We start from the raw sequence: 12,509 nt of genomic DNA, 5'->3' as shown, positions 1-12,509 counted from the left end.
CAAGGAGCGCAATGAGCGTCATCACCGCAGTGGACACTTTCGATATCCGCTTCCCCACCTCACAGGACCTCGACGGCTCTGATGCCATGAACCCGGACCCCGACTATTCAGCCGCATACCTGATCATTCGCACCGATGCCGGTGACGGTCATGAAGGCCACGGATTCGTGTTCACGATCGGGCGCGGAAACGAGGTTGAGACGGCAGCCCTCGACGCACTTCGGGACCATATTCTGGGCCGCAACGTGGAAGACCTCCTGGCAGACATGGGCGCCACCTGGAAGCTGATGGCCCACGATTCCCAACTCCGCTGGCTTGGCCCGGAGAAGGGCGTCATGCATATGGCCATAGGCGCGGTGGTGAACGCCCTCTGGGATCTGAAGGCCAAGAGGGCCGGCTTGCCGCTCTGGGAACTGCTCGCAGACATGAGTCCCGAGGAACTCGTGGCATTGGTGGACTTCAGATACCTCACCGACGCCCTCACGCCGGATGAAGCGCTGGCGATCCTCCGGGCAGCGGAGCCGGGCAGGGAAGTACGCAAAGTGGCGCTGCGCGCTGAAGGCTACCCCGCTTACACCACGACGCCGGGCTGGCTGGGTTACAGCGACGAGAAACTGACTCGCCTGGCCAAGGAAGCCGTGGCCGATGGGTTTGCGCAGATCAAGCTCAAGGTGGGCGCCTCCTTGGAGGACGATATCCGCCGCGTTGGAATTGCCCGTGCGGCGGTGGGGCCGGACATCAGGATTGCGGTGGACGCCAACCAGCGCTGGGATGTCCAGGAAGCAATCGACTGGATGGCCCACCTGGCTCCCTATGACATCGCCTGGATCGAGGAACCCACCAGCCCCGATGACGTCCTGGGGCACGCGGCCATTGCCCGAGGGGTGGACCCTATCCCTGTGGCTACAGGGGAGCACGTCCAGAACCGGGTGGTGTTCAAGCAAATGCTCCAAGCTGGTTCCCTCCAAGTCCTGCAGATTGATGCAGCCCGGGTTGCAGGGGTCAACGAGAACATCGCCATCCTGCTCCTTGCTGCCAAATTCGGTGTGCCGGTGTGCCCTCATGCCGGTGGCGTGGGCCTGTGCGAGGCCGTCCAGCACTTGTCCATGTTCGACTTCGTTGCCGTTTCAGGGACAAAGGAAGGCAGGACGATCGAGTTCGTGGACCATCTGCACCAGCACTTCACCACACCCGTGGACGTCCGAAGCGGCGCCTACTGGCCGCCGTCGGCTCCTGGTGCGGGCAACGAAATGGTGCGTGAAACACTGGCCGAATACGCCTTCCCCGACGGACCCGTCTGGGCCGGGACGGGCGCGGCAGGAAACGCACCCGATCCGAGCAGGAAGGTATCCCGTTGATCCAGCACGCACCTTGGTTCGAAGAGTCACGCTTTGGCATGTTTGTCCATTGGGGCCTCTACGCCCTACCGGCACGCCATGAGTGGGTGATGAACCGGGAAGAAACCACGGTGGAGGAGTACTCCAAGTACTTCCGGCGCTTTGACCCCGATCTCTACGACCCAAACGAGTGGGCGCGGGCCGCGCGCAGGGCCGGCATGAAGTACGTGGTCCTCACTACCAAGCATCACGACGGTTTCTGCCTGTGGGACTCAGCCCTAACTGACTACAAAGCCACCAACACGCCAGTCGGCCGTGACCTGATCGCACCCTATGTGGACGCGCTTCGGGCTGAAGGGCTCAAAGTCGGTTTCTACCATTCGCTGATCGACTGGCACCACCCCGACTTCACCATCGATGGCGTGCACCCGCAACGCAACGCTACCGACGTCGAAAGCCTCAACGCAGGGCGCGATATGGGACGCTACCGCGAGTACCTGCATGGCCAGGTTCGTGAGCTCCTCAGTAACTACGGCACCATCGACTACCTGTTCTTCGATTTCTCCCACGCAGAAACCGGACACGCAGAGTTCTGGGGCGGCAAGGGCGCCAAGGACTGGGACTCCGAAACCCTGCTTGCCATGGTGCGGGAACTCCAGCCGGGCATCGTGGTCAACGATCGCCTCGGTATCCCCGGAGACTTTGTCACTCCCGAGCAATACCAGCCAGCAGGTCCCATGATGGTGGATGGCGCACCGGTCAGTTGGGAGGCCTGCCAGACGTTGAACGGCAGCTGGGGTTACGACCGTGACAACCTCAACTACAAGTCCGTGGACCTGCTCATCCGAATGCTGGTGGATGGCGTCTCCAAGGGCGGAAACCTGCTGCTCAACGTAGGCCCAACAGGCCGCGGCAGCATCGACCCCCGGGCTCTCGCCTCCCTCGAGGGGATCGGCGCATGGATGCAACTGCACTCCCGGTCTATATACGGTGCAGGAACATCACAGTTCACAGCACCTCGAGATACCCGCTACACCCAGCGTGGGGGCCGGCTGTACGTACACCTCTTTGCCTGGCCCTTTGAATACGTCCATCTCCCGGACCTGGCAGGCAAGGTGGAGTATGCCCAACTCCTCAACGACGCTTCCGAGGTCTTCCTCCAAGAGGTGGACCCCGGGCAGCAAGCCATGAACATGACACCCGGCGGCCAGCCGGCGGGCACCCTGACCATCAAGCTCCCGGTCCAGCGGCCCGACGTCGCTGTACCCGTGCTGGAACTGTTCCTGAAGCCGGAGGATGTCAATGACTGAAAGCATCGCCCTCCACACCCGTCTCAAGCCTGGAACCGAAGAGGCATACGCCCATGCCCACGCGAACATCCCGCCCGAACTCGTTGAAGCCCTCAAAGGAGCCGGCGTACGGAATTGGCGGATCTGGCGCAGCGGGCTGGACCTTTTCCACGTGGTGGACGTCGAAGACTACCAAGCCATGCGGCGTGCGCTCGCGGATCATCCGGCAAATATCCCTTGGCAGGCTCGGATGGCCAAACTCCTTGAGGTTCAGGACGATTACTCCGGGAACGATTCGGGTATCCAGAAAGTATGGGAACTGCCATGAACTCCGAACCACTCAACCTCGGCAAGCTCGGATTCGGCGGCGCCGGCATCGGGAACCTGTACAAGGCCATCCCTGATGGGGAAGCCTTGGCCACTGTCCTGGCAGCCTGGGATTCAGGGGTTCGCTATTTCGACACCGCACCCCACTACGGCCTGGGCTTGTCCGAGCAGAGATTGGGCGCTGTCCTCCGGGACAAACCACGGGAAGAGTTCATCATCTCCACCAAGGTGGGCCGCTTGCTGGAAGCCAACCCGGATGCCGGCTCGGCAGCAGCCGGCTCGGCAACGGCTGGCTCGGTAACCGACGACGAGGGCTTCGACGTCCCCGCCACCAGCAGGCGCGTTTGGGATTTCACCGAAGCCGGCATCCGACGCAGCATAGAGGATTCCCTAGAACGCCTGGGCCTAGATCATGTGGATATCGCGTACCTCCACGATCCCGATGTCCACGATCTCCACAAGGGCATCTCCCAGGCCCTTCCAGCGCTGGAGAAACTGCGCCAGGAAGGGGTGGTCAAAGCCATCGGTGTCGGCACCAACTCCGCGGAGGCAGCCTTGGAATGTGTCGAGGCCGCGAACCTGGACCTCGTCATGCTCGCAGGACGCTACACGTTGCTTGAGCAGCCCAGCGTCCCGCTGCTTGACCGGTGCGTGGAGCACCGCACCGGCGTCGTGAATGTTGGCGTCTACAACTCCGGGCTGCTGGCCCGTCCCGAAGTCCCTGACGACGCGCATTACAACTACGACCGCGCCCCGCGTGCAGTGGTTGAGCGTGCTCGGGCACTTGCGGCGGTCTGCCGGGATTTCGGTGTTGAACTTCCGACGGCGGCACTCCAGTTTCCGTTGCGGCATCCGGCTGTGGTGAATGTGACTGTCGGGGCGAGCAGACCCGAACAAGTCACCTCGAACGCGAACCGTATGCAGGAATCGGTGCCGGAAGAACTGTGGGATGCGTTGGAGGGTCTGGGGCGTGATTGACGCACATCTGCACCTCTGGGATCTGGATGCCTTTGTAAGTGGAGGCGTCCGGCCCTACTCATGGCTGGGTCCGCAGCACGGTGTGCTGTTCCGCAGCTTCGGGGAGGACGAGGCTGGAGAGGTCTTGGCCGAAGCGGGGATGAGGGGAGCGGTGCTGGTCCAGGCCGACGACACGGTTGCTGACACCGAGAGGATGCTGGGGGCGGCCGCCCGCCATCCGTGGGTGCTCGGCGTCGTGGGGTGGGTCCAGCTGGATTCGCCAACACAAGCCGCGGAACAGTTGGACGCGTTCGCCGCTCATTCTGATTTCAGGGGAGTCCGGCACCTGGTACACGATGATCCCCGCGACGACTTCCTCGACCTGCCCCCGGTGCGGGAATCCCTGGCCTTGGTTGCCGCGCACGGCCTGGCCTTCGACGTCCCCGATGCCTTCCCACGTCACCTGGGAGCCACCGTGCGGCTCGCCCGGGAACTTCCTGAGCTGACCGTGGTCCTGGATCACCTCGGCAAGCCACCCCTTGCGGACGCGACTGCGATGAAGGCTTGGAGCTCTGATTTTCGAGAACTGGGGCGTCTGCCCAACACGGTGGCCAAATTGTCCGGCCTGCACTTGCCCGACGTGGAGTATTCGGCAGATTCGTTGCGGCCACTGTTCGAGGAAGCGTTGGAAGCCTTCGGGCCCGATCGCTTGATGATCGGCAGCGACTGGCCAGTCAGCACACTGGGTGCGCCTTATGGCAGGACTTTGGATGTGTTGTTGGAACTCGTGTCTTCACTGAGCGTCCCTGAACAGGATGCCGTGCTCGAGGCGACAGCAATCCGCGCCTACGGGCTGCCGGTTACGCCGATTCCACAGGACTAGCGCTTTCCAAGGATTAGAGCGCCTGCCGCAGCCAGTTCTCCACGCCACTGATGTGGACAGTCACGAGGGCCCGGACCAGTTCGGCATCGCCGCGTTCCAAGGCGTCGGCGATCGCGTGGTGCTCGGCAAGGGTATGTGCCACGGCCTTTTCCTGCGTCAGGCCTCGCCAGATCCGGGCACGAACCGTGCTGCTGGACAGGGCCTCCAACAGGCTGCCAAGGTAATCGTTTCCCGCAGCTTTGGTAATGATGCTGTGGAACTCGAGGTCGTGGGCTACGAGTTCTTCGACGTCGGTGTTTTCATCGATGCCGTCCATGGTGGCCCGGAGTGCCGTGAGTTCATCTGGACTGATCTTGCTCGCAGCGAGGTGGGCGGTGGCAGGTTCCAGGATTCGTCGGACCTCAAAGAGTTCCAGGATGGACCGGTCCTGATGCAGGTCGACCACAAATGCCACGGCTTCGTTGAGCAGCTTGGCATCGAGACTGGTGACATAGGTTCCATCGCCGCGGCGCACGTCGAGCACGCGGATCAGCTCCAGCGCCTTCACCGCCTCGCGCAGTGAACTGCGCGAAAGGCCCAGCCGCTCGCTAAGTTCCTTCTCCGGCGGAAGCCGATCGCCGGCCTTGAGTTCCCCGCGGATCAGCATGTCCTTGATCTTGCCAATCGCCTCATCTGTCACAGCCATGGATCCATAGTAGTGGCGAGTCATCGGATGTTTGGCTTAGGCGCGCTCTCACCCAACTGGGTAGCAGCAGATGCCCTTTTGAGCGCTCAAAACGGCGTCTGCTGCTACTTACTTGGGTTCGTTAACCGACGACGACGGCACCCAGGTTCCGTTGTTACGGAACCCCGGTGCCGCCGTCGGGCGTTGTTTGGGGCCTGTTAGGAGTCGCCGCCGCGCATTGGGCGGTTGGCGACCACCGGGGCGCTGCCGGTGTAGCCGTCGCGGGTCGCAGCAAGCTCGTGGATCTGCTTGCGGCAGAGGTACCAGCCGACCACCATCAGTGCGCAGGCGATCGCGGTGACCAGCATGGTAAGCGGGGAGTCGATGAAGACCATCACCAGCACGCCCACCAGGAACAGCAGCGAGAGGTAGCCGGTGTACGGCGCGCCAAACATCCGGAAGGACGGACGCTTCAGCCAGCCCTTGTCTGCCCAGCGCTTGAGCTGCATCTGGCAGAGGACGATGGTGGCCCAGGTGACGATGATGCCCACGGAGGCAACGTTCAGGACGATTTCGAAGGCCTGCGCCGGGACGAGGTAGTTCAGCGGAACGCCGAGGAGCGAGACGCCTGCCGTGATCGCAATGCCGCCGTAGGGGACACCAGCCTTGTTCATGCGCTGGGCAAACTTCGGGGCGGAACCGGCAACGGACATCGAGCGCAGGATGCGGCCCGTGGAGTACAGGCCTGCGTTCAGCGAGGACAGCGCGGCGGTCAGAACCACGAGGTTCATGATGACGTCCACGCCCTGGATGCCGATGGAACCGAAGAACGTCACGAACGGGCTGACGCCCTTCTCGTATGAGGTGTAGGGGAGCAGCAGTGCCAGCAGGATGACCGAGCCAACGTAGAACACTGCGATACGGAAGACCACGGAGTTGATGGCCTTGGGCATGATCTTCTCGGGGTTGGGAGTCTCGCCCGCGGCCGTGCCCACGAGTTCGATCGAGGCGTATGCGAACAGCACACCCTGCATGAGGATGATCATGGGGAGCAGGCCGTTGGGGAAGATACCGCCATTGTCCGTGATGAGGCTGAAGCCGACTTCCTGGCCCTCAACTGGAGTGCCGAAGATGACGAAGTATGTGCCCACGAGCAGGAATGCCACGAGTGCGGCCACCTTGATGATGGCGAACCAGAACTCAAGCTCGCCGAAGACCTTGACCGATACGAGGTTCAGGCTGAGGACCACGACCAGAGCGATAAGGGCCCAGGCCCACTGTGGAACGGCACCCATCCAAGGGACGTATTTGCCGAAGAAGTTCATGTACAGCGCCGCTGCTGTGATGTCCACGATGGTGGTGGTGGCCCAGTTGATCCAGTAGAACCAGCCGGAAACGAAGGCTGCCTTCTCACCGAAGAACTCACGGGCGTAAGAGACGAAGGATCCCGAGGACGGGCGGTGGAGAACGAGTTCACCGAGCGCGCGGAGGATCAGGAACGCGAAGAAGCCACAAACGGCATACGCGATGACCAGGGAAGGGCCAGCTGCGTTGAGGCGGCCGCCTGCGCCGAGGAACAGGCCGGTGCCGATTGCACCGCCGATCGCGATCATCTGGATCTGGCGGGGCTTGAGATCCTTGTGGTAGCCCTTGTCCTCCGTATGGAGGGCTTTCTCGCTGGCGTGCGCCTGGGGCGGGACCGTGTGGTCCGTGATGGGTGGGTTGGTCATTGGAATCCTTAGGGGTGTCCTGTTGGGGTGTCCTGCACGAGGCCGGTCGGGGGCCGGAGCGCAGGACAGGGCCTCGTGGGGGTGTGCCTCATTGGGCGGAAATGGCTCGCTTGAGCCGCTGGGCTTACTGGCCGGTTTCGGCTTACTTGCTCAGGTTTGCCAGACGTTCCGGGCTGAGCAGTTCCTCAAGCTGGGCGGCGGTCAGCAGACCGTGCTCCAGGACGAGTTCTGCAACACCCTTGCCGGTAACCAACGCTTCTTGGGCGATGGCCGTGGCGGAGGCATAACCGATGTGGGGGTTCAATGCCGTGACGAGACCGATCGACTGCTCCACGGTAAGCCGTAGCCGTTCGGTGTTTGCTGTGATGCCCCGGACGCAGCGTGCCGTAAGGGTGCGGCACGCTGCTTCCAGGTGGGAGATGCTCTTGTGCAGGCTGTGCACAATGATCGGTTCGAAGGCGTTCAGCTGAAGCTGGCCCGCCTCCGCGGCCATGGTGACTGTGACATCGTTACCGATGACTTCGTACGCCACTTGGCTGACCACTTCCGGGATCACCGGATTGATCTTGCCGGGCATGATCGACGAGCCGGACTGTACCGCCGGCAGGTTGATCTCACCCAAACCCGCACGCGGTCCGGAGGACAGCAGGCGGAGGTCGTTACAAATCTTGGAGAGCTTCACTGCCACGCGCTTGAGGACGCCGGACAGGTGCACGAAGGCGCCAACGTCCTGGGTGGCCTCGATGAGGTCGGCGGCAGTGAGGAGCGGAAGGCCCGTGATTTCGGCTAGGTGCCGGCACGCGGCATCGGCGTATCCGGCTGGGGCGTTGAGCCCTGTGCCGATGGCGGTGGCCCCGAGGTTGATCTCGTGGATCAGCATGTGGGACTCGTCCAGTCGCGCCCGGTCTTCGCCGATGGTCACGGCATATCCGCCGAACTCCTGGCCCAGGGTCATGGGCACTGCATCCTGAAGCTGGGTGCGGCCCATCTTCACAACGGTGCGGAATTCCTTGCCCTTTTCAGCAAACGCGAGCTCCAGCTCTTCCAGCGCGAGGAGGAGTTCCTTCACCGAGAAGATCGTGGCGAGGTTCACCGCCGTCGGGTAGACATCGTTGGTGGACTGACTCAGGTTGACGTGGTCATTCGGGTGCAGCTTTGAGTAGTCGCCCTTGGGGTGGCCGAGGATTTCCAAAGCACGGTTGGCGATGACCTCGTTGGCGTTCATGTTGGAGCTGGTGCCCGCGCCGCCCTGGATCACGTCCACCATGAACTGCTCCTGGAGCTTGCCGTCCATGACGTCCTGGCAGGCCTGCTCGATGGCTCCGGCGCGCTCTGCGTCCAGAAGGCCGAGCTCGTGGTTGGTCCGGGCTGCAGCCATCTTGACTGCGGCCAAGCCACGTACCAGGTGACGGTTGGTGGAGAGGGGCTGCCCAGTGATGGGGAAGTTCTCGATTGCCCTGAGGGTGTGAACCCCCCAGTAGGCGGTTGCCGGGACATCCCGGTCACCCAGGAGGTCATGTTCGGAACGGATGGGGATCGCCTGATCGACGGTGGTCATAGCTGTCCTTGGTTTAGTTCTTGCTGAAAAATTGCGCTGCACGGAGCTCGCCGACTGGAAGGCCGCCACCCAGCACCGGTGGGCTTTGAAGCGTGTCCAGGCTGCCGCCGTCGACGCCCAACTGGCGGAGGACCTCAACGGTGACGGGCATGCGTGCGCGGTCACCGCCGTCGGAAATCTTCACGGCGACGCCGCGGCCGTCCGGCAACCCCACCAGCTGGAGGCCTTCAAAACCGTCCTTGGCGAGGAGTCCGGGGACGGCGCGCATCAGCGCAGTGACGTCGCGGCCTTCGCCGGCCACCATCTCGGGGAAGCGGCGCATCGCGTGGGCAACCTTGCCTTCATCGGTGCTTTGGTCGGCGGCGGCCAGACGGCCATAAGCGCGGGCCATGCCGTGCAGCGAGTGGGCAAAGAGCGGTGTTCCGCAGCCATCGGTGCTTACTGCGGCTGCGTCCTCGCCGGTCAGTTCGGTGATGGTGTCGCGAACCAGGACCTGCAGTGGGTGCTCCGGGTTTAGGTACCCCTCCACGGGCCAGCCGTTGATGACACAGACTGCAGTCATTGAGGCGTGTTTGCCGGAGCAGTTCTGGGCAAGTTGGGTGGGGCCGTTGCCGGCGCGGAGCCACTCTTCGCGCTCAACGACGCCGTACGGCAGGTCCGTGCTGTTGCCCAGAGCCGCTTCGGTCAGGCCGTGAAGCGCCAGGATCTCGGCGGCGCCGTCGCGATGCGCTTTGCTGCCCGAGTGGCTGGCCGCCGTCAGGGCGAGGAGGTTCTGGGGGATGTCCAAGCCTGCGCGGAGGAGGGCTACGGCCTGCAGCGGCTTAAGGGACGAGCGCGGGTACATGGGTGCGTCCGGCTCGCCGGCTTCGATGGCACTGCTGCCATCGGCGTTCAGGGCGATCAGCGATCCATAGTGGATGCTCTCCACCAGGCCGTCGCGGGTCTGTTCGACGAGCGGGACGTGGTTGGGCGTTCTCTGTGCTGTTTGGGCCGCTGCTGCCGCGGTCACTTGGGGCATGGTGTCCTTTGGATGGTTCATTTGCTGAGGATCGTGTCCAGTGCGACGCTGACGGCCTGAAGGTGATCGGCCATCGCTTTGCTCGCTGCTTCGGCGTCACCTGCTTCGATTGCGTTCAGCACGGCAACGTGTTCCTCGTCCGAGCGGTGTTGCCGGTCGGCGACGAGGTTGAGGGTTTCAGACTGGTGGGCCAAGGCATCGCGGATATCGGAAACGACGCTGGCGAACACCCTGTTGCCACTGGCCCGGGCGACGGCGGAATGGAAGCTGGCGTCCAGGTTCACCCAGGCTTCGGGATCGTTCTCGTTGAGCATTTCCTGGACGATGTCCTTCAGGTGCTCAAGTTCTTCTTCGGTGCGGCGCAGGGCTGCCAGTCCGGCCGCGGGAATCTCAATGTGCGGACGTGCCTCGTTCAGATCACGCGCACTGTACTGGCCCAAGGTAAGGTCGTTGGCGACCTTGTTGGCCACAATGAACGTGCCCTTGCCGGTCTTGGTCATGGTGAGGCCCAAGGTGTTGCAGGACCGCAGCGCTTCTCTAATGACCGAGCGGCTCACGCCATACTGGGCCGCCAGCGTTGCTTCAGAGCTCAACTTGGTGCCGATATCGAACTGGCCGCCCTCGATAGCCCTTCTGAGTGCCGCGAAGACAGCCTCAGCCGCGGAAATGCGCGAGATCGGCGTATGCCCAGCGGAAGAGCCCTGAGGGGCCGGCTGTCCGGCTGTCCGGCTGTCTGACAGGTTCACGTTATCGAATATGGCACGGGTCACAAGGCCGTGTCAACGCTGAAAGATTCGCTTCACGCTTTGGGTGTTCAGGGTGCTGCGTTGCTCCCGCACAATGGAGCATGCTATTCACCAAAAAGTCGCTCACCGCGGACGGTTTCACGGGCTTCCGGGCCCTGGACGAGCTCGAGGTCATGCGGATCCCCCAGGGGCCGGGAATCTTTGCCCTCCTTTGCCCCGCGGGTTTCGATCCCGTGTTCCTCACCAAGAGCACTGCCGGCACCTTCAAGAAAAAGGACCCGTCGCTTAAACGTGAAGCTTTGGAAGCGGAGTGGGTTCCGGACGTTTCGCTGTTGTACCTGGGCAAAGCCAGCGCCGGAAGCCAGGGAAACCGGGGGCTTCGGAAGCAGATCCAGGAGTTCATGGATTACGGCCGCGGACGGCCCACGGTCGTCTGGGACGCTCGCCTCATCTGGCAGCTCCGGGACGCCTTGGACCTGATCATTGCGTGGAAGGAACTCCCTCCTTCCGAGGTGAATGCAGCAGAGGCCGCCTACCACGCTGATTTCGTTGCCACATATGGCCGCCTGCCGTTCGCGAATCTGGTTCAGGCTCGCACCAAAAAGTAGGGCGTTGAGTACGACGGCGGCACTGGGTTTCTGTTGGGGGCCTGCCATGGGACCCGCGCGCGGCGCATAATGTCATGCATGACGGCCAGTAACCCCGCTGGAGGCAAACCGCATGGATCCCGGATCACCGTCGAGGCGCCTGTCCTCCGCATCGGTGCCGGGCAATCCGACTACGAGGGACTAAGCCGTTACGTCGATTTCCTCCGGAAGCCGCGAGGACTCCACATGACATTGCTGCACGTGGGAATCCTCGATGATTTGGTCCAGGATATTGAAGCCTGGACCAAAGGAATGTCCAGGTCAGAGAACGTACTTCCGGAGATTGTGGGTTGGTTGACGGAGTTGCCTGTACTGCAGGGGTTCCTGGGAAAGTCGGACAAACTGGTCCCTCTGGGCGGTGGCCGCCTTATGGGGTTGGAAGTGGACGTTCCTCAAGAGGTGCACGATTATCAGGCCCTACTGGTTCAGGGGCTTCATGTGCTTTTGGATGACCTGGGCCTGGATAACATCGACGACTTCATCCTGAGCTCACCTGCCCTGGGCTACAGGTCACCCCGTTGGTTGCCTCATATCGCCGTTGGCAAGGCCCGGACCCGGCATGACCCGCCGATGGAGATCGCTCCAGTGCCCGTTGAATTCGGGGACTCACAGATCCGGAACCGGGACTCGCTGCCACTGCCGGGGTGAACGTGTTTGTCCTGTCACGGTAAATTGGACGGGACTCCCGTTTCCCAGCCCAAGGACTTTCATGCAGCCCCGCACCCTGTTTCGTACCGTAGCTTTTGCCGAAGCTGTGACGTGGACGCTGTTGCTGATTGGGCTGTTCCTTAAGTACGTCACGCACACCACGGAGATGGGCGTGAGCGTAGCCGGAGGTATCCACGGCTTTGTCTTCCTTTGCTACGCAGCGACAGCCGCCTTCACGTGGATCAACCAAAAATGGACTACCCGTACGGGACTGCTTGCCATCGTTTCGGCGGTAATTCCCTATGCGACCATCCCAGTGGAGAGGTCGCTTGATCGGCGGGGATTGCTCGACGGCGGGTGGCGGCTGGCCGCTGGCGGCGAGAAGCCCCGCGGCGCCCTCGAAAAGGCGCAGGCATGGGTGCTGGGCAATCCCATTCTGGCGGTTGTTCTGGTTTTGGTGGGCGTCGGCGCAGTATTCAGCTTCCTGCTTTTCATGGGCCCGCCGGACACCTGGTTCTCCTGATCACTATCGCTCTGTGGCTCCCTGACCTTGTTTGGAGCCCAAAGCTGCACTTTTCCGGCGATTTGGGTCTCTTTTTGTCTCAATGAAGGTCAGGAAGCCACGGGCTCAGTCATTTTTCGGCGTTGGGGCAGCCCCAGGATGTGGGGTTTTCCTGGCAGGTGTCGGCGACGAGTGCTTTTTCT

13 protein-coding genes are annotated in these 12,509 nt (G+C 62.5%); 8 read left to right on the top strand and 5 right to left on the bottom strand.

Features of this window, described 5'->3' with window-relative positions; genetic code table 11:
* Window positions 1-11: 11 nt before the first annotated feature.
* From ACFX4T_RS23795 to ACFX4T_RS23775, 5 genes are read left to right on the top strand one after another with little or no spacing between them, the layout of a single operon-like run.
* Entirely contained in the window at window positions 12-1,358 is a 1,347-nt protein-coding gene (locus ACFX4T_RS23795) for an L-fuconate dehydratase (protein ID WP_377654690.1), read from the top strand.
* The gene (locus ACFX4T_RS23790; protein WP_377654688.1) at window positions 1,355-2,647 is read left to right on the top strand and encodes an alpha-L-fucosidase; all 1,293 of its coding nucleotides are present in this window, start codon (window positions 1,355-1,357) and stop codon (window positions 2,645-2,647) included. Before ACFX4T_RS23795 ends, ACFX4T_RS23790 begins: the two co-directional genes overlap by 4 nt.
* On the top strand, window positions 2,640-2,954 hold the full coding sequence (locus ACFX4T_RS23785) for an L-rhamnose mutarotase (protein WP_377654686.1): 315 nt from the start codon (window positions 2,640-2,642) through the stop codon (window positions 2,952-2,954). The genes ACFX4T_RS23790 and ACFX4T_RS23785 overlap by 8 nt, the downstream gene beginning before the upstream one ends.
* Window positions 2,951-3,931 (top strand): aldo/keto reductase, encoded by a 981-nt coding sequence (locus tag ACFX4T_RS23780; RefSeq protein ID WP_377654684.1) that lies wholly within the window; start codon window positions 2,951-2,953, stop codon window positions 3,929-3,931. Before ACFX4T_RS23785 ends, ACFX4T_RS23780 begins: the two co-directional genes overlap by 4 nt.
* The gene (locus ACFX4T_RS23775) at window positions 3,924-4,793 is read left to right on the top strand and encodes an amidohydrolase family protein (RefSeq protein WP_377654682.1); all 870 of its coding nucleotides are present in this window, start codon (window positions 3,924-3,926) and stop codon (window positions 4,791-4,793) included. The genes ACFX4T_RS23780 and ACFX4T_RS23775 overlap by 8 nt, the downstream gene beginning before the upstream one ends.
* 13 nt (window positions 4,794-4,806) lie before the next feature.
* On the opposite strand, the gene ACFX4T_RS23770 is transcribed toward ACFX4T_RS23775, so the two are convergent.
* From ACFX4T_RS23770 to ACFX4T_RS23750, 5 genes are all read right to left on the bottom strand, one after another.
* The gene (locus tag ACFX4T_RS23770; protein WP_377654680.1) at window positions 4,807-5,478 is read right to left on the bottom strand and encodes a FadR/GntR family transcriptional regulator; all 672 of its coding nucleotides are present in this window, start codon (window positions 5,476-5,478) and stop codon (window positions 4,807-4,809) included.
* Window positions 5,479-5,675: 197 nt separating this feature from the next.
* Entirely contained in the window at window positions 5,676-7,187 is a 1,512-nt protein-coding gene (locus ACFX4T_RS23765; protein WP_216927544.1) for an amino acid permease, read from the bottom strand.
* A 142-nt stretch (window positions 7,188-7,329) separates the two neighbouring features.
* Window positions 7,330-8,745 carry an aspartate ammonia-lyase gene (locus tag ACFX4T_RS23760; RefSeq protein ID WP_377654677.1) on the bottom strand — a complete coding sequence of 472 codons (1,416 nt, stop codon included), beginning with the start codon at window positions 8,743-8,745 and terminating at the stop codon, window positions 7,330-7,332.
* 13 nt (window positions 8,746-8,758) lie between these two features.
* The gene (locus tag ACFX4T_RS23755; RefSeq protein ID WP_377654675.1) at window positions 8,759-9,784 is read right to left on the bottom strand and encodes an asparaginase; all 1,026 of its coding nucleotides are present in this window, start codon (window positions 9,782-9,784) and stop codon (window positions 8,759-8,761) included.
* Window positions 9,781-10,509, bottom strand: coding sequence for a FadR/GntR family transcriptional regulator (locus ACFX4T_RS23750; RefSeq protein ID WP_216927540.1), 729 nt, complete (start codon window positions 10,507-10,509; stop codon window positions 9,781-9,783). Before ACFX4T_RS23750 ends, ACFX4T_RS23755 begins: the two co-directional genes overlap by 4 nt.
* A 101-nt stretch (window positions 10,510-10,610) precedes the next feature.
* Between ACFX4T_RS23750 and ACFX4T_RS23745 the strand changes: the two genes are divergently transcribed.
* The 3 genes from ACFX4T_RS23745 to ACFX4T_RS23735 all read left to right on the top strand — a co-directional run bounded on the left by ACFX4T_RS23745 (window position 10,611) and on the right by ACFX4T_RS23735 (window position 12,327).
* A complete protein-coding gene (locus ACFX4T_RS23745; RefSeq protein WP_377654673.1) occupies window positions 10,611-11,117 on the top strand; it encodes a hypothetical protein in 507 nt (168 codons plus the stop codon).
* A gap of 78 nt (window positions 11,118-11,195) precedes the next feature.
* Complete coding sequence (locus ACFX4T_RS23740; RefSeq protein ID WP_377654671.1) at window positions 11,196-11,804, top strand: hypothetical protein; 609 nt, start codon at window positions 11,196-11,198, stop codon at window positions 11,802-11,804.
* A gap of 61 nt (window positions 11,805-11,865) precedes the next feature.
* Complete coding sequence (locus ACFX4T_RS23735; protein ID WP_223947142.1) at window positions 11,866-12,327, top strand: DUF3817 domain-containing protein; 462 nt, start codon at window positions 11,866-11,868, stop codon at window positions 12,325-12,327.
* Window positions 12,328-12,509: the final 182 nt, after the last annotated feature.

Origin of the sequence: Paenarthrobacter sp. YIM B13468, from assembly GCF_042788025.1 — a bacterium.
GTDB classification, from domain to species: domain Bacteria; phylum Actinomycetota; class Actinomycetes; order Actinomycetales; family Micrococcaceae; genus Arthrobacter; species Arthrobacter aromaticivorans.
The sequence above is the reverse complement of the archived record's forward strand: the minus strand, read 5'-3'. Positions and strand labels throughout refer to the sequence as shown.